14 protein-coding genes are annotated in these 16441 nt (G+C 70.9%); 8 read left to right on the top strand and 6 right to left on the bottom strand.

Annotation, left to right across the window (positions count from 1 at the left end; translation table 11 throughout):
- Window positions 1-62: 62 nt before the first annotated feature.
- The gene (locus IE275_RS35610; RefSeq protein WP_189716784.1) at window positions 63-728 is read left to right on the top strand and encodes a DUF4097 family beta strand repeat-containing protein; all 666 of its coding nucleotides are present in this window, start codon (window positions 63-65) and stop codon (window positions 726-728) included.
- A 60-nt stretch (window positions 729-788) separates the two neighbouring features.
- Here IE275_RS35610 and IE275_RS35605 read toward each other — a convergent pair whose 3' ends face one another.
- Entirely contained in the window at window positions 789-944 is a 156-nt protein-coding gene (locus IE275_RS35605) for a hypothetical protein (RefSeq protein WP_189716783.1), read from the bottom strand.
- 543 nt (window positions 945-1487) lie between these two features.
- Between IE275_RS35605 and IE275_RS35600 the strand changes: the two genes are divergently transcribed.
- From IE275_RS35600 to IE275_RS35580, 5 genes are all read left to right on the top strand, one after another.
- Complete coding sequence (locus IE275_RS35600) at window positions 1488-2033, top strand: hypothetical protein (RefSeq protein ID WP_229870935.1); 546 nt, start codon at window positions 1488-1490, stop codon at window positions 2031-2033.
- 766 nt (window positions 2034-2799) lie between these two features.
- Window positions 2800-3120 carry a hypothetical protein gene (locus IE275_RS35595; protein WP_189716782.1) on the top strand — a complete coding sequence of 107 codons (321 nt, stop codon included), beginning with the start codon at window positions 2800-2802 and terminating at the stop codon, window positions 3118-3120.
- Between the two features lie 297 nt (window positions 3121-3417).
- On the top strand, window positions 3418-4104 hold the full coding sequence (locus IE275_RS35590) for a helix-turn-helix transcriptional regulator (protein WP_229870932.1): 687 nt from the start codon (window positions 3418-3420) through the stop codon (window positions 4102-4104).
- A gap of 10 nt (window positions 4105-4114) precedes the next feature.
- Window positions 4115-4534: a RidA family protein gene (locus tag IE275_RS35585; RefSeq protein WP_189716781.1), complete on the top strand. Its 420-nt coding sequence runs from the start codon at window positions 4115-4117 to the stop codon at window positions 4532-4534.
- Between the two features lie 75 nt (window positions 4535-4609).
- Window positions 4610-5785 (top strand): DSD1 family PLP-dependent enzyme, encoded by a 1176-nt coding sequence (locus tag IE275_RS35580; RefSeq protein ID WP_189716780.1) that lies wholly within the window; start codon window positions 4610-4612, stop codon window positions 5783-5785.
- A gap of 75 nt (window positions 5786-5860) precedes the next feature.
- Here the strand turns inward: IE275_RS35580 and IE275_RS35575 are convergent, their stop codons facing one another.
- The gene (locus IE275_RS35575; protein WP_229870929.1) at window positions 5861-7285 is read right to left on the bottom strand and encodes an aminotransferase-like domain-containing protein; all 1425 of its coding nucleotides are present in this window, start codon (window positions 7283-7285) and stop codon (window positions 5861-5863) included.
- Window positions 7286-7327: 42 nt separating this feature from the next.
- Between IE275_RS35575 and IE275_RS35570 the strand changes: the two genes are divergently transcribed.
- Window positions 7328-7948: a DJ-1/PfpI family protein gene (locus tag IE275_RS35570; RefSeq protein ID WP_189716778.1), complete on the top strand. Its 621-nt coding sequence runs from the start codon at window positions 7328-7330 to the stop codon at window positions 7946-7948.
- Between the two features lie 149 nt (window positions 7949-8097).
- On the opposite strand, the gene IE275_RS35565 is transcribed toward IE275_RS35570, so the two are convergent.
- Entirely contained in the window at window positions 8098-8994 is an 897-nt protein-coding gene (locus tag IE275_RS35565) for a GNAT family N-acetyltransferase (protein ID WP_189716777.1), read from the bottom strand.
- Window positions 8995-9302: 308 nt separating this feature from the next.
- Window positions 9303-12314 carry a GH92 family glycosyl hydrolase gene (locus IE275_RS35560; protein ID WP_189716776.1) on the bottom strand — a complete coding sequence of 1004 codons (3012 nt, stop codon included), beginning with the start codon at window positions 12312-12314 and terminating at the stop codon, window positions 9303-9305.
- 493 nt (window positions 12315-12807) lie between these two features.
- On the opposite strand from IE275_RS35560, the gene IE275_RS35555 reads away from it, so the two are divergent.
- Complete coding sequence (locus IE275_RS35555; protein WP_189716775.1) at window positions 12808-14274, top strand: MFS transporter; 1467 nt, start codon at window positions 12808-12810, stop codon at window positions 14272-14274.
- Between the two features lie 323 nt (window positions 14275-14597).
- Here IE275_RS35555 and IE275_RS35550 read toward each other — a convergent pair whose 3' ends face one another.
- Both IE275_RS35550 and IE275_RS35545 read right to left on the bottom strand, forming a co-directional pair.
- Window positions 14598-15743: an RNA polymerase sigma factor gene (locus IE275_RS35550; protein ID WP_189716872.1), complete on the bottom strand. Its 1146-nt coding sequence runs from the start codon at window positions 15741-15743 to the stop codon at window positions 14598-14600.
- An 8-nt stretch (window positions 15744-15751) separates the two neighbouring features.
- Window positions 15752-16159 carry a YciI family protein gene (locus IE275_RS35545; protein ID WP_189716774.1) on the bottom strand — a complete coding sequence of 136 codons (408 nt, stop codon included), beginning with the start codon at window positions 16157-16159 and terminating at the stop codon, window positions 15752-15754.
- Window positions 16160-16441: the final 282 nt, after the last annotated feature.

Raw genomic sequence — 16441 nt, 5'->3', positions numbered from 1 at the left:
GACTTTTGAACGCAACGTAGCTTTTCCCTTGTTCGAAACGACGATTTCACGAGGAGAGCACCATGCAGAAGTTCGACACCACCGCCCCGGTCTCCGCCGTCCTGGACATCCCCGCCGGGCGCGTCCAGATCATCGCCGCGGAGCGGGCCGACACCGTGGTGGAGGTCCTGCCCGCGAACGCCTCGAAGAGCCGCGATGTGAAGGCGGCGGAGCAGACCAGGATCGAGTACGCCGACGGCGTCCTGCGGATCGAGGCGCCGACGGCGAAGAACGCCTACCTCGGCCCCTCCGGATCCCTCGAGGTCACCGTCCGGCTGCCCGTCGGCTCCAGCGTCCAGGCCAGGACCGCCAGTGCCGAGTTCCGGGCCGTCGGCCGCGTCGGTGACGTGGTCTTCGACGGCGCGTACCGGCAGATCAAGATCGATGAGGCCGCGAGTCTCCGTCTCACCGCGGTCGACGGCGATGTCGAGGTCGGCCGGCTGCGCGGTCCCGCGCAGATCAGCACCACCAGGGGTGACATCCGGATCGCCGAGGCCGTGCGCGGCACGGTCGTGCTCCGCACCGAGTCGGGTGACATCTCGGTGGGTGCCGCCGTCGGCGTCTCGGCCAGCCTGGACGCCGGTACCTCTTACGGCCGGATCAGCAACACCCTGAAGAACGACGGCACCGCCCAGCTCGACATCCGTGCGACCACGTCCCAGGGCGACATCACCGCCCGCAGCCTCTGACCCCGCAGCCCCGGACCGGCAGCCTCTGCCCCCGCAGTCTGTCGGTCTCGGTCCGGTACTTCACGGGTGTTGCGGAGGGCCGATGACCTTCTGTCCGATCTGCTCTGCCGGCCACCGAGCGAAGCGGTCCTCATAGCCGTCCATGTTGTGGCGCCGAACGTGGACGAGGACCAGGTGAGTGTCGGTGCGGACGTCGAGTTCGCGCAACGGGGTCATCGCGCGCACCGCCGTGCTGCCGGCCGACGTCGGCCGCCGATTCGGCATCCGTCAGGGCCACCCGCCAGTCCTGACCAGTCGTCACCTACTGGGCCGCGCCTCGGTTCAGCCGCCGATTCGCCGCCCGCTGGGCCCTGGGTCACGTCGCAAGCCCGTCAGCGGCACATCCGGGAGAGTGACGGAGGATCAGATTCGTCCCGGGTGGGCGTGGGTGGAGGCCCGCCGGTGGCAGATCCCCGGGAGGGTGATGGAGCGTCAGATCTACCCCCTGTGGGAGGCGTGGCGGCGCATCCGACAGAGTGACGAAGTATCAGGTCTGCCCCGAGTGGGCGGATGTTTCATTCAAAGTACCTGCTCTCCGGCGTGTACTGACGGCGCGTCAAAGAATCTGGTGTCCCTCGGTGGGGTGAATACGCATACGACCAGTCAGCCGTATTTTCCTCGCGTTCCGGACGCTGCCGATATGACAGCGGAAAGAGGCGTCATTACGTTCATTCTCGATCGGCATTTCCTGCCGGTTTCGTGGAGTGAAGGAGCAGTGCATTGCGTACTCGTACCATCGCGGTGGTCGCCGCCTCCGTGGGTGCGGCGGTCACGGCCGCCACGGGTGTCACCTACGCGAATTCCGTCCCGAATTCTGCCTCTAAATCCGCGCCCCAGTCCGTCCCGGCCGTCCAGGACGTCGCGCCCGTCGGCGCTTTGTTCGGCGGCGAGAGTGGCTCGAACGACAGCGACAGTTACAGGAAGGGCGACTCCCGGCAGGACGGCTCACGGCAGCAGGACGGCGGACGGATCCAGGTCAACGAGCGCTCGTACTCGGCCGACCCGGGCACCTGCATCGCCGTCGTCAACGTGCTCAACAGCGGGCTGGGCGCCGTCACCTTCAACATCCGCAACGACTCCAGGCGGATCGTCGAGTTCTTCAACGGGATCACCTGTGACAACGGAGCTCCCGCCGCGACGGTCGGCCCCGCCAGCTCCACCAACTCGCTGCCCGGGCTGACGACGACCCCGGTCAACGGGCTCCCGGGACTCATCGTGGGCAGCTTCCGCGTCGTCGACTCGAACGACTCGGGCTGGCAGCACTGAGCAGAATTCTCCGCCTGTCGTATCAGAACCCCGGCCCGCCGTAATCGGGCCGGGGTTCCGGCACAGGATATCGCTCCGGAAAAGGCGCCAAGGCCTCCGGTCGGGCCGGACATAAATGCTGCCGCACGGCCTGTCTCTACTATTTATCGGCGACAGGGTCGGCATCGGCGCGCTGGAATACTCCGTACAGGTGTTCCCTCTTCCGGTTCGGGACGGCGGGTCCGGGCTGCCGGGGAGCGCGGCGGGGGACCGAGCGCCGGGAGCCCTGGCGAGTCGTCCGGCCGCTGAAGCCGCGGCCCGCGGGCGGGTGCCGCCCGCTGCGCAGCCTTTCTCCACACGGCCCAGACCGACGGCCCGCGCCGCCGACGGCCCGCGCCGAACGCCGGGTGCCCCTCGGCCGCCTCGCGCGGCGAATCGACATCTCACCGTGCACGGCTCGGTCGGCGAGTGCACTCCCTACCGGTCGGCGTCCGCCTCTTCGGTGTCGCACCGCGGTGTGCGGATTCCGCTGCTCGCGCTTCCGGGGGGCGTGGCTTCGGGCTTCGGTGAGTGTCAGATCCATCATGCCTGTTCGGGGGTGGTTTGCGGTAGGACGGAGCGCACGTGCGTTCGGGCTTGATGGTGGTGGTGGTCGGCCCGCAGACTCGTCGTCATCCACTCTCCGGCGTTCGTGTCGCCATCCGTTGCGGGCTGCCGGCGCGTTCGTCGTGCTGCGTCGTCGTGTGACGGGTGCGGGCCGGGGGGGTGTGGGGACGAAGGGGGAGCGATGGATCAGGACATGGTGCTGCGGGCGAGGGTGAAGCTGCTCAGCGCGAACCGGCGGGTGGTGCGTGGTGTGGAGGGGCTGCAGATCTACCGCCTGCTGGTGCAGGTCGCGCCGGAGGTGTACGGGTCGAAGCTGGCGTACGTTCTGGTGGAGGCCAGTGCCTCGCCGTTGGTGCGTGAACTGCCCGTTCGGCGGCGGGCGTTGCTGGAGGAGGCGATCGCGGTGGCCGCGGCCCTCGACACCGCGAATCCCTACCGGGACAAGGTGCTGGCGAGGGCTCTCGCCGCCCGGCGGGAACTCGACGGCGAGCAGACGACGTAACAGCGGACGCGGACGGCCGGACGTCGGGGGAGGACCAGGCCGCGGCCCACGGCCTGGTCCTCGGCGGTCGTGGCCCACTTGCCCACTTGCCACCTTCTAGACTTGGAGTTCAAAGTTAGACAATAAAGCCAGAGGCGAGTAGCGTCTCTGCCTGTAAAGCCACCCGGGACGCCTGCACGCCCTCACGGGCCGGTCACCGCTTCGCGGGCGGGGTCGGGGTCCTCGGGCCCCGTCGGCGCGGTCGTTCGCTTGTCGTCCGGAGCGCCCACGGCAGCGGAAGCCGTCAGGAGAGGATCCATGGATCACGTCGCAGTCCCCGGGGAAGCGGACCGGCCCACGGTCGCGGAGCCCGGTGGGCCCGCCGGGCCGGATGAGCACTTCATCCGGGAGGCCGAGAAGATCGCGGTCGCCCTGGGCCGGATGTTCCCGGGCCTGTGCGAGGTGGTGCTGCACGACCTGCGCGATCCGCAGCACGCCATCCGGCGGATCGAGAACAACATCTCCGGCCGTCAGGTCGGCGACTCGGCGACCGAGTTGGGTCTGGCACGCATCGCCGACCCGCAGTACCCGAGCGTCATCCAGAACTACCCCAACCGGTTCCCTGACGGCCGCCCCGCGAAGAGCACGTCCATCGGCATCAAGAACGCGGCCGGCGAGTACATCGCGGCCCTGTGCCTGAACCTCGACGTGTCCGTGCTCTCCCCGGTGACGCTCGCCCTGACCAACCTGGTCGCCACCGACACCGAGCACCGTGACCAGCCCCTGGAAACGCTCCGCGACCGCAACGCGCGGGAACTGCGCCAGGCGGTCGAGGCGCTGTCCGCGGAGCGCGCCGGCACTCCGCGGTCGCTGAGCCGGCCGGACAAGAAGGCGCTCGTGCGCCGGCTGCACAGCGACGGCTACTTCGACTCCCGCGACGCCGCGCAGACCATCGCGGACCTGCTCGGCGTGTCCCGGGCCACGGTCTACAACTACACCAAGTGAAAGGCGCCTCATGTCCGCGTCCGGATCGTCCCCCGGTGCCCGGCCCGCACCGGTGTCGCTGACCGACAGCCCGGAGCTGATGACGCCGGCGGGCCACTACTCCCACGTGGCCGTGCACCGCGGCCTCGCCTACATCTCCGGCCAACTGCCCGTCACACCCGAGGGCGGCACGCTGGCCGGCGAGCGGTTCGGCGTCCAGGCCGGGCAGGTTCTGCGCAATGTCGACGCCTGCCTGACCGCCGTCGGCGTCGGCCGTGACCGGCTCCTGTCGGTCACCGTGTACGTGACCGACATCGGCGACTGGCCCGAGTTCGACCGCCTCTACGCCCAGTGGCTGGGCTCCCACCGCCCGCAGCGCGCGGTGGCGGGCGTGAAGGAACTGCACTACGGATCGGCCGTGGAGGTGCACGCCATTGCCGCCCTCGACTGACGCCCGCCCGGGGCACGGCCCGCTCGGCGAGGTGCTCCTCGGCCTGATCCTCCTCACGAAAACGGACATCCGCCTGTGAACACCCCCCAGCCCGCGTCGAGCCCGACCCTGGCCGATCCCGACACCCCGTTCGCGGTCGTCGACGTGCACAAGTCCCTGCGCAACATCGAGCGCCTCGCGACCAGGGCCGACCGCCTCGGCGTCACCCTGCGCCCGCACGTCAAGACGGCCAAGAGCCTCGACGTCGCCGCCCTCATGCACAGCGGCACAGGCCCCTGTCCCGTCACCGTCTCCACCCTCGCCGAAGCCGAGGCGTTCGCCGACGGCGGCTACACCGACATCACCTACGCCGTCGGCATCGACCCCCACAAACTGCCCCGCGTCATCGCCCTCCTCGACCGCGGGGTCACCCTGCGCATCCTGCTGGACAGCACCGAGCAGGCCGAATTCGTCACCGGGGCCGCCCGCGAGGCGGGCATCCGCATCCCCACCCAGATCGAGATCGACTGCGACGGCCATCGCGGCGGCCTGAGGACCGACGCCCCCGCACTCGTCGGCATCGGCAGGACCCTGCACGAGGCCGGCTGCCTCGACGGCGTACTCGTCCACGCGGGCGAGTCGTACTTCGCCCACTCCGCCGAGGAACAGCGCCTGGCGGCGAAGAACGAACGCGACACCGCCGTCACGGCCGCCGAGCGACTGCGCGCGGCCGGCCTGCCGGTGCACACCGTCAGCGTCGGCTCCACCCCCACCGCCCACGCGGCCGACGACCTCAGCGGCATCACCGAACTGCGCGCCGGCAACTACGTCTTCTTCGACCTGGTCATGGCCGGACTGGGCGTCTGCCAGATCGACGACCTCGCGCTGTCGGTCGTCGTCACCGTCATCGGACACCGGCCGGAGTACGGCTGGATCGTCACCGACGGCGGCTGGATGGCCATGTCCCGCGACCGCGGCACCGCCGGCCAGCCCCTCGACCAGGGATACGGCCTGGTCACCGACCTCCACGGCAACCTGGTCCAGGGCCTGGTGATGAGTGCCGCGAGCCAGGAACACGGGACCCTGACCGCCCGCGACGGCGCCGTACTGCCCGAGCTGCCCGTGGGAACCCGCCTGCGCATCCTGCCCAACCACGCGTGCGCGACAGCGGCCCAGCACCGTGGCTACCACGTCATCGACAGCTCCCGGCCCGCACGGCCGCAGCACGCACCGGCCATCCAGAGCGTCTGGGAGCGTGTCAGCGGCTGGTGAACGGGCCACACGCGGCGGCTGTCGGAACCCGTACGCACACTCCTCTCCCGTGACGGGCCGGCAAGGGAGATCCCCTCACATACGTGCATCCTCGATCACGGCCTCCCGGACTCGCTGCAAGGTCTCGCCGAGTTCGGCGATGCCTGTCGAGCCGAGAGCCAGTCGTAGCGCCTGGGGCACATGAGTGGTGGTCGCGAAGGGCTCGGCCGTGGCCACCGAGATCCTCTTGCGGATGAGCGATGCCGCGATCCGGTCGGCGCGAGCGTCCTCGGGCAGCGGGAGCCATATGAAGTAGGACGACGGATGGCTGACGTAGCGGCAGCCCTCCAGGACTTCCGCGGCGATGCGCTGCCGTGCGCCGGCGTCTTCTCGCTTCTCGGCCTCCAGCCGATCGACGGTGCCGTCATCGAGCCACCGGGAGGCCATGGCCGTGATGACGGCCGGCGTGTTCCACGTGGTGGCACGGATCGCCCGCTCGATGGCGGGGGCGAGATCGGAGGAGGCGAGATCGGAGAGGGCGAGACGGGAGGGGGCCGGCTCGGAGGGGGCTGCCACAAAGCCGAAACGCAGCCCGGTCGCCACACTCTTCGAGAGCCCGGAGACATACACCGTCACGTCAGGTGCCAGCGCGGCGACAGGGGGCGGGGGGTCCTTGGCGAGGAAGGCGTACGAAGCGTCCTCGATGATCAGGACTCCGTGCCGACGCGCTGTCTCGACGAGCCTCATACGGCTGGGCGCATCCATCACCCAGCCCAAGGGGTTGTGCATCGTGGGCATCAGATAGGCCGCCCGCACGCGTCGCCGAGCGCAGAGCTGCTCGAAGTGGTCGAGGTCCGGCCCGTGCTCGCTCCCGGGAACCGGCGCCAGTTCGAGCCCGAGGGACTGCGCCAGGACCTTGAACCCGGGATAGGTCAGGGCATCGACGGCGACCACGTCACCTGCCCGCAGGGCGGCCATGACCGTGACGGCGAGCCCGTGCTGTGCACCGTTGACGAGCATGATCCGCTCCCCGTCGATGTCGAGCCCCCGCCGGCGTAGGTGGCGGGCCACCGAGGCTCGGTCCTGTGCCCGACCGCCGTGGGGCTGGTAGCGAAGCAGTGCCGCGATGTCGCCCGAGGTGGAGAGCTCACGCAGTGCTCGACGGAGCAACTCGGCCTGACCGGGAACCGATGGGTAGTTGAAGTTCAGATCGGCCACGTCGTCGGCGATCGCCGCCTGCTCGACCCCGTGACCGGCGAACAGCGCGGTGTCGCGCACATACGTGCCTCTGCCCTGCTCGCCGCTCACGAGCCCCATCGCCTCCAGCTCGGCGTACACCCGCGAAGCGGTCACCAACGCGATGCCCTCCTGCGCGGCGAGCTCGCGATGGGTGGGCAGTCGCGCACCCGGGGGCCACACACCGGAGCGGATCTCGCGCGCAAGCCGGTCCAGGACGACCTTGTAGCGCGGAACTCTCATACGCGCCATTGTATGCATGACAATTTTTGGACCGTCATGCATCAGGTGCCTAGCATTCGGGACTCACCGCCGAAAGGGGCAACGATGCACATCGCGATCCTCACCTTCGAGGGATACAACGAGCTCGACTCGCTCATCGCCCTCGGAGTTCTCCACCGCGTCAAGAAGCCCGACTGGCGCGTGTCGATCTGCAGCCCCACGCGCTCGGTCCGGTCGATGAACGGCGTCGTGATCGAAGCCACGTCCGATCTCGAAGACGCCTGCCGTGCGGACGCCGTCATCGTCGGGAGCGGGATGCAGACACGAGAGGTGGTGGAGGACCCCGCCATCATGGCCCGGCTGCGACAGCTGGACCCGTCGCGGCAGCTCGTGGCCGCGCAGTGCTCCGGGGCCCTGGTCCTCGCCAAGCTGGGCCTCCTTCAGGGCGTCCCCGCGTGCACCGACCTCACCACGAAGCCGTGGGTGGTGGCGGCCGGGATCGAGGTGCTGAACCAGCCCTTCTACGCGAGCGGCAACCTCGCGACCGCCGGTGGATGCCTCTCGTCGCACTACCTCGCAGCCTGGATCATCGCCCGGCTGGAAGGCCTCGAAGCAGCCGAGAGCGCGGTGCACTACGTCGCTCCGGTGGGAGAGAAGGAGGAGTACGTCGCGCGGGCCATGCGCAACGTGACTCCCTACCTCGACCCCGAACTCGTCACGGCATGAGGACGCGGGCGCGCAGCGGCCGAACCGGTCCCGACGGCCCGGATTCGCTCCGGTCCGACCTGGGCGCGGATCGCGCCGGCCGCGCAGCGTCGTGCCAGGCGGCCCGGTCCCGGCGTCGGGCCGGACCGCCTGGTCGTTGCCCGGTCCCGTTACGCCTGGGCGGCGGGGTGGAAGTTGATGCGCTCGCGCACCACGGGGAAGCCGGCCTTGGCGAAGTTCGCGGCCATGGGGAAGTTGCCCCGGTCCGTGGCTCCGGTGACGGCCTCGGCGCCGTGCTCCACCAGGAAGTTGGTGCACTCCGCGAGCAGGTCGTAGGCGTAGCCGCGGCCGCGGTGTTCCGGCAGGACGCCGATGAAACCGATGGTCGGCCCGGACGGATTGTGCGCCGGTATGTGGATGCCGGCCAGGTCACCCTCCGGCGTGCGCGCGAGCTGCCACCACTCCCGTGGGGACGGGCACCAGTGGAAGAAGTCGAGTTCCTCCTGCGCGGCCCGGTCGAGGCCGTCCTCCTCGACAGCCTTCAGCGAATGGGCGTCCAAGGTGGCCGAGTGGATGCGGCGCAGCGCGTCGAAGAAGACCGCGTCGTCGGGTTCGGCGCTGTAGACAAGGCGTCCGGGCCGCTCGGGCAGTCCGAGGTCCGGGGTCCAGCGGTACAGGAAGCGTTCCACCAGGAGTTCGTAGCCGGCCGCCCGGGCGGCGGCGAAGCGCGTCTCGGCGGCGGCGGCCAGGTCGGGGTGGTCGCGCCAGTCGCCGGGCAGGTTGATCTCGAGTTCGACCTGCCACGGGGCGGAGCGCAGGAGTTCGGCCCCCGCCTCCTCCTCGCCCTCGGTGACGTCGAACCAGTTGATGTTGACGGGCTCTTTGTCGTCGGGGCCGCCCCACCATGCGCCGCGGGCGACGACGGTGCCGTCGCGCAGGGCCACCCGCTTCCAGTCGGGGCGGTGCAGGGTCCGCCGGTGCGCGGCAGCGGCGTTGAGCGGGTCGGGGTGTGCGTCGAACAGGTGGGCGTCGCTCTCGTCGAGCGCGCGGATGACCGGATCGGTCATGGAATCCTCCGGGATGCGTCCTGCGTGGGTGCGTACTGCGTGGAGCGCTCCCGGTCGGATCAGACCTGCCACACCGGCATGACGGGGAGGGAGCGCTGGATGGTGATGGACTGCATGGCACTCGCCTCCTTCCGTTCGTCTCGCGGCGTGGTCCGAGAGCAGACGGTACTTGATCGCCGACAGGTCGGTCCACACAATTACCGTCGCCGACGGTGCTCCGCCGCTCCCGGGCCCGGAAGCGGCGGAGCCGTGGTGGATGAGCGGGGGCCGCGGTGCGAGCCCCCTGGTTCCCTGACGGTCGTCTCAGGTCAGGCGGTGCGCCCGCTGAGGGCGAACAGCTTCAGGTTGGCGACGGTGTTGCTGGTGAGCGAGTCGACCGTGCGTTGTGGATCGGTGGTCAGGGCCACGTGCCAGATCCGTACGGTCCGTCCGTCCGCGGTTCCGTTCACGTTGTGGCGGGTGGTCGCCGACAGTGCCGGCTCCTCACCGAAGCGGGGAGCGGCGCTCGCCCAGTCGGTGACCGGGAGCGGCACCGTGGACGTGGTGCCGTCGGTGTAGCGGATGGTGACGTCCGCCCGCTGGTCGCCGTTCACGGCGGTGACGAGCAGGTCGAGCGCAAAGTAGCGGCCGGGGGTCAGATACGTCCGCCGGCCGCGCAGGCTCAGGAAGTTCCCGGCCGTGCCCGAGGTCGCGGGGATGCGGTAGTCCCGCCCGGCGATCGTGGTGACTCCGGGGGCCGGCAGCTGTTCCGCCGGGAAGCTCCACCCCTTTCCGTCCAGGTTGCCCTGCTGCTTGGCGTCCGCTGTGGACACACCGTCGATGTCGTACTGGCCGCTCAGGTCCTGAGCGCAGTACGAGCCGGACCTGGTGCAGGGGCCGGGCAGGTTGGGCACGGGGGTCTCCGCGGCGGGCACGCGATCCACGGGGAGGTCCCCCTCGCCGGTGCCCCACGCGGTGTCGGGGGCCGGTCCCACGTTCACCTCGACGCGGCCGCCGTGGTTGAGCACCGACTCGGACAGCCAGGACCGGGTCTGCGGCCGGCCGTCGACCCGGACGCTCCGCACGTAGACGTTCTCGGCGGAGGCCTGCGGAGCGGTGACGGTGATGGTGGCGCCGCCGTCCCGCTTGATCTTCGCCTTCGGGAACACCGGGCTCGACAACAGCATCTCGGCACGGCTCGGGGTCTGCGGGTACATGCCCAGCGAGGCGAAGACGTACCAGGCCGACATGGTGCCGAGGTCGTCGTTGCCCGGAAGGCCGCCCGGGCCCGTTCCGTAGACCAGCGAGGCCATCGCCCGGACCGTCTCCTGCGTCTTCCACGGTTTGCCGAGGGCGTTGAAGAGCCACGGGGTGTGGATGCCGGGCTCGTTCGTCGGGTCGTAGCGGAACGCGTCACCGCCGGTCGCCCAGGAGCCGTCCGCGCGGTGGAAGAACGCCTCCAGCCGCTCGGCCGCCCGCTCCTTGCCGCCCATCGCCTCGGCCAGGCCGGAGACGTCGTGCTGGACCATCCAGGTGTACGTGGCGCTCGACCCCTGGGCGAACCCGGTGTCCGAGGTCGGTGAGAACGGCCACTGCCAGGTACCGTCGGCCTTGCGTGCCTGCTGGTACCCGCCCTCGGCGCCGGCCGACGGGTTGAACGTGTTGCGCCACCAACTTGCCCGGGGGATGAGGGACTTGTACTCCGAAGTACGGCCGAGCCGCTTCGCCCAGTCCGCGAGGGCGAAGTCGGCGGTGGAGTCCTCGAGGGTCTCCGCCGCGCCGCCCCAGCAGTGGCAGACGTCCTGGGGCGCATACCCCAGCCGCAGGTATTCGGCGAGGTTCGGGCGCTGCCCCTCGCACTGCCCGGGGCAGCCCTTGTCCGACAGTCCGTCGGGGTGCGGGACGGTGGCCTGGTGCACGAGGGAGTCGAAGGCGCCGCGTACGTCGAAGTTGCGGACACCGAGGGCGTGGAAGCCCGCCAGGACGGGGGCCGACGGGTCACCCGTCATCACATGGGTGGGACCGTTGACGTGCACCCAGCGGTCCCACACGCCGCCGTTCTGCCCGGCGAGGTTGTACAGCGACTGGGCGAAGTCGCCGGCGACCTTCGGCTTGAGCAGTGCGAGCAGTTGGGTGCGCGCACGGTACTCGTCCCAGCCGGAGAAGTTCCCGTACTGGGCGCGCTGGCCGCGTGTGAGCCGGTGGACCTTCAGGTCGGCGCCCGGGTAGGTGCCGCCCACGTCGTTGGTGACGTTGGGCTGGAGGAACACGTGGTACAGCGCCGTGTAGAAGGCCGTGCGGTTGTCGTCGGTGCCGCCGGACACCACGATCGAGCGCAGCTCACGGTTCCAGTCGCGACGGGCGTCCGCGGCGACGGAGTCGACGTCGTCGCGCTTGCTCACCTCGCGGGCGAGGTTCTCCCGCGCGGCGTCGAGGCTGGTGTAGGAGATGCCGACCTTCATACGCACGTCGGCGTCCGAGGAGGTGTCGAAGCTGACGTAGCCGCCGGATCCCCGGCCGGCGCGGTCGGCTCCGGTGGCGTAGCCCTCGCCGCCCTCGGCGGAGGTGCTTCCGGGCCGCAGATCGCTGTTGACCCAGGTGCCGTTGCCGTCGAAGGCCCGGTCGAAGGCGGCCACGAAGTGCAGCCGGTAGTAGCTCTTGCGGTTGTTCGTGCCGCCGTTGGCGCGGCGACCGCAGAACGCGCCGGTGAGCACGGAACCCGTCACCGTGCGGTGGGCGGGGTCGATGTGGATCTCCGCGTCCTCGCTGCCGTTGAGCGAGTTGGATACGCGGAACAGCAGGTTGGCGTCGGAGCCCTTGGGGAAGGTGAAGTCGCCCACGCCCGCCCGGGTGGTGACCGAGAGGTCCGCCGCGGCTCCCGAGTCGAGCTTCACGGCGTACCGGCCCGGCTCGGCCTTCTCGTTGTCGTGGCTGAAGCCGGCGGCGTAGATCTCGTCCTTGACGTCGGCGGTGGGGGAGGACGTCACGGCGCCGACGAAGGGCATGATCGGGATGTCGCCGGCGGCGCCGGGGTGACAGCCCGCGCCGTTGACGTGGGTGAGTCCGAAACCGCGGACGCGCGTGGTGTTGTACGAGTAGCCGTTGGCGCTGGCGGCGTTGGTCTGGTCGCCGGCGGTGTTCGTCGGACTCCACGAGATCATGCCGAAGGGGCGGACGGCTCCGGGGTAGGTGTTGCCACCCCCGGACGAGCCGATCAGCGGGTCGACGTAGCTGACGGGGTCGGTCACCTTGGCCGGTGTCGTCTCTGCCGCGGCCGGAAGGGCGCCGACCAGCGTGCCGACCATGGCGAGGGTGAGACCGCCTGTGACGAGGCGTTTCATGGGTCTCCTTGTTCCGTGCCTGCGATGCGCTTCGGGTGGCACCTGCATGTCGTCGAATCTCCTGCAACAGCCCAGTCGCGCAGGCTCGGTTGACGGTGGGGCGGGGGGAGCCGTGGCGGACTAGATCACTCGTCCGACATCGTTGTCAAGGCTTCGTGGAACATGGTCCGCCGAGGGGTGGCGTCACCGTCGTGTTCGGCCGGGCGATGCGCCACTGGGCGTTGAGGCGATCGGTCGCAGGGAGCAGGGAGCAGGGAGCAGGGAGCAGGGAGCAGGGAGCAGGGAGCAGGGAGCAGGGAGTCGGGAGTCGGGAGTTCGGGAGTCGGGCGTAGGGCGATGACGGGGCTGTGCGGCACGAGGTCGCCGGGGTCGCCGTGGTCGCCCACCCGGTTGCCGTCGTGGGGCTGCGGGGTGGTGCGGTGCGTGTGAACCTGCCTGTGTGGATGTCCGGACAGGTGACGCGGTACCCGCAGACGCCGGCCGGTCGGCGCCGATGGCTGTGCTGATCGCGACCTGTGTCTCGACCCTGGTGGTCAACGCGAACACCTCGGCGGTGAGCATCCTGCTTCCGGCGATCAGCGAGGACACCGGCACGTCGTTGGACACTCTTCAGTGGGCCGTCACCGGGTATTCGCTGGTGGGCGCGGCGGTGATCGTCACCTCCGGGGCCCTGGGCGACGTGTTCGGACGGCGGCTGGTCTTCCTGGGCGGCCTGGCGCTGTTCATCGTCTCGTGCGTGCTGATCGCCCTGTCCGGCAGCGGAGCGGGTGTGATCGCGGGCCGGGCGATCCAGGGGGCTGCGGGGGCGACGATCCTGGCGTGCGGAATGAGCCTCCTGTCCGTTTCCACGTCGGGGGCCGGGCAGGTACGGGCGGTGACGCTGTGGGGCGGTGCGTCGGCCGTCGGCGCCGCGGCCGGGCCGCTGGTCGGCGGTGTGCTGGTGGACGGCACGGGATGGCAGGGCCTGTTCTGGATCGACGCGGCGATCGCGCTGGCCTGTGTCCCGGTCACCTTGAGGGGCGTCGCCGAATCCCGCGATCCCGAACGCAGTCGCTCGATCGACTTCGCGGGGACCCTGCTGATCGCCGCCGTGCTCGCCCCGGCGCTGCTCGCGCTGAGCGAGGGGGCGCAGTGGGGTTGGGTGTCGGCCGGGGTGCTGGGCTGCTTCGCGGTGGCGTTGGTGGCGGGCGTGGCGTTCGTCGTGGTGGAGCGGCGGGTCGCGGCGCCCCTGGTGGACCTGCGGCTGCTGAAGGATCGCGTGCTGATCGGAGCGACGGTCGGGATCCTGCTGAGCGCGGGTGTGATCAACGGTCTGATGTATCTGGTCAGCCTCTACTTCCAGAACCCCGCCACGCTCGCCCTGAGCCCGTTCGAGGCGGGCCTGGCCACGCTGCCCGCGACGGTGGGCCTGATCGCGGTCACACCGCTCGTGCCCCGGATGGTCCAGCGCCTGGGCATCGGACCCGTGATCGCCGCCGGCTTCGCGGCGGCGACGGCCGGTTGCGTGCTGCTGGTGTTCGTCCAGGGCGACTGGCGGTACGCGGCGTTCGTCCTCCCGCTCGTGCTCCTGGCCGCCGGCCTGGGACTCGTCAACGGTCCGGCGAGTTCGGCGTCCACCTCGGCGGTCTCCGCCGACGACGTCGGAGCGGCGTCGGGCATCTCGAACATGGCGCGATACATCGGTGCGGCCGCGTTCACGGCGGCCGTGGCGACGGTGAACGCGACGGTGGGGGAGTCGCGGCGCTCGGAAGGGGACGGAACGGCGGACGCGCTGGCGGCGGGCCTGTCCGCCGCATGCCTGCTGCTCGCGGTGGCGTCCGGGGCGGGCATGCTCCTGTCCGCCCTGGCGGTCCGTGCCCGCCGCCGCCGGGTCGGACCCGGGGCGTACGGGTCGGCGGCGGCCTCGCATGCGCACACCGTTTCCGTAGCGTCGACGGCACTCGACAGCGAGCGGCGGTGAGCGGGCGGCCGTCGCCGTCGGTATGCGGACCCCAGCTCACGGTGTTCTGGAGCCCGCTGTGCCCGCGTTGTCTCCTCGACGGTCATGGCACGCCGTCGAGCATGCGGATCTGCCGACTTGCACAGCCCGCGACCTGTACCGGCATCGGCACCGCGCCCGACCTGTATCGGCACCGCCTCCCGGCACCGGCACCGGCATCGGGAGGCGGCAGCGGTCTCGGCACGGCCGGCGCGGCACACTCGTACCCGCCACGATCCCGAACCCACCGTGACGTGACCGTGCGGGCGCGCCTGATATCGCGGGGAGAAACCGGGCGCGACCCTTCAGCGATGCCGGCGGGCGTTGAGCCGGGCGGCCTGGCGCATCAGGTGGTCGCGCTCGGGGAGGTTGGGTGCCTTGTGGGCCGCCTCGGCGTACAGCCGTGCCGCCGTGGCCAGGTCGCCGTCGCGCTCGTGGAGGTACGCCGCCACCGCGGTGTGGCGGGGCAGCGAGGGGTCCAGCACCGCGAGCGCCGCCAGGCCGGCGCGCGGTCCGTCCGCCTCCCCGACGGCGACCGCGCGGTTGAGCCGGACGACCGGGCTGTCGGTCAGACGCGTGAGCTCGTCGTACCACTCCAGGATCTGCACCCAGTCGGTCTCCTCGGCGGTGGGCGCGTCGGCGTGGAGTGCCGCGATGGCGGCCTGGGCCTGGAACTCGCCCAGCCGGTCGCGGGCGAGGGCCGCCTGGAGGATCCGTACGCCCTCGGCGATCGTCACGGTGTCCCACCGGCCGCGGTCCTGCTCGGCGAGCGGCACCAGGCTGCCGTCGGGCGCGGTCCGGGCGGCGCGCCGGGCGTGGTGGAGCAGCATCAGGGCGAGCAGCCCCGCCGCCTCGGGGTGGTCGACGGCGGCCGCGAGCTGCCGGGTGAGCCGGATGGCCTCGGCGGCGAGGTCGATGTCGCCGGAGTAGCCCTCGTTGAAGACCAGGTAGAGGACGCGCAGCACGGTGGCGACATCGCCGGGCTGGTCGAAGCGCACGTCGGAGACGGTGCGCTTGGCCCGGCTGATGCGCTGCGCCATGGTCGCCTCGGGCACCAGGTAGGCCTGGGCGATCTGGCGGGTGGTGAGCCCGCCGACGGCGCGCAGGGTGAGCGCGACGGCGGACGCCGGGGTCAGCGAGGGGTGGGCGCACAGGAAGTAGAGCTGGAGCGTGTCGTCCACCGACGGCGCGGGCCCGGGTGCCCGTTCCTCGTCGACGAGGTCCTCACGGCGGCGGCGGGCGGTGTCCGCCCGGGTCGCGTCGAGGAACCGGTGCCAGGCCACGGTGACCAGCCAGCCCTTCGCATCCCGCGGAGGGTCGGCCGGCCAGACGCGGACCGCCTGGAGCAGGGCGTCCTGCACGGCGTCCTCGGCCGCCGCGAAGTCGGCTCCGCGGCGGACGAGGATCGCGAGCACACCGGGGGTGAGGCTGCGCAGCAGCGCCTCGTCCATGGGCAGGGTCACTCCGTGACGGTGGGCGGCTCGGTCAGGAACGGGCGCAGCTCCAGCCACTCGTGGATCGGTTCCCCGCCTGCCCCCGGGGCGGCCGACAGCTCTCCGGCGAGTTCGACGGCGCGCTCGTAGGTGTCGACGTCGATCACCATCCACCCGGCGATGAGGTCCTTGGTCTCGGCGAACGGGCCGTCGGTGACCGGCGGGCGACCCTCGCCGTCGTACCGGACGAACGTGCCGCCGGGGGCGAGCGCCTGGCCGTCGACGAACTCGCCGGTCCCTTCGAGCCGAGTGGCGAAGTCTCGCATGTACTGCACGTGGGCCGAGATCTCCTCCGGCGTCCACTTCTCCATCGGCACGTCGTTGACCGCGGCCGGGGCGCCGCGGTAGTGCTTCAGCAGCAGGTACTTTGCCATGGTGGTTCTCCTCGGTACTGGTGCGGCCCATTGTGGTCGCTTTCAGTGCGGGGACGGAGCCGGCCACGGGTTCTCGACATCGTCGCCCGATTTTTTTCTGGCTTCTCGTGAATGAGCTCGGGTGAGCTGCCTCCGGGCATCGTGCGCGGGTCCTTTCGTGCCTCACGAACAGTGCCGGGAGCCGGTGCGTGCCGGTGCTCGTCCTTGGTGTCCTCGACGGGGTCCGGGCCCGGAAGGGGAGCAGGCCCGGAAGGGGTGCAGGCCCTGACCGGGGGCGCCGGC

The organism is Streptomyces phaeofaciens (genome assembly GCF_014648915.1).
GTDB lineage: Bacteria > Actinomycetota > Actinomycetes > Streptomycetales > Streptomycetaceae > Streptomyces > Streptomyces phaeofaciens.
The sequence above is the reverse complement of the archived record's forward strand: the minus strand, read 5'-3'. Positions and strand labels throughout refer to the sequence as shown.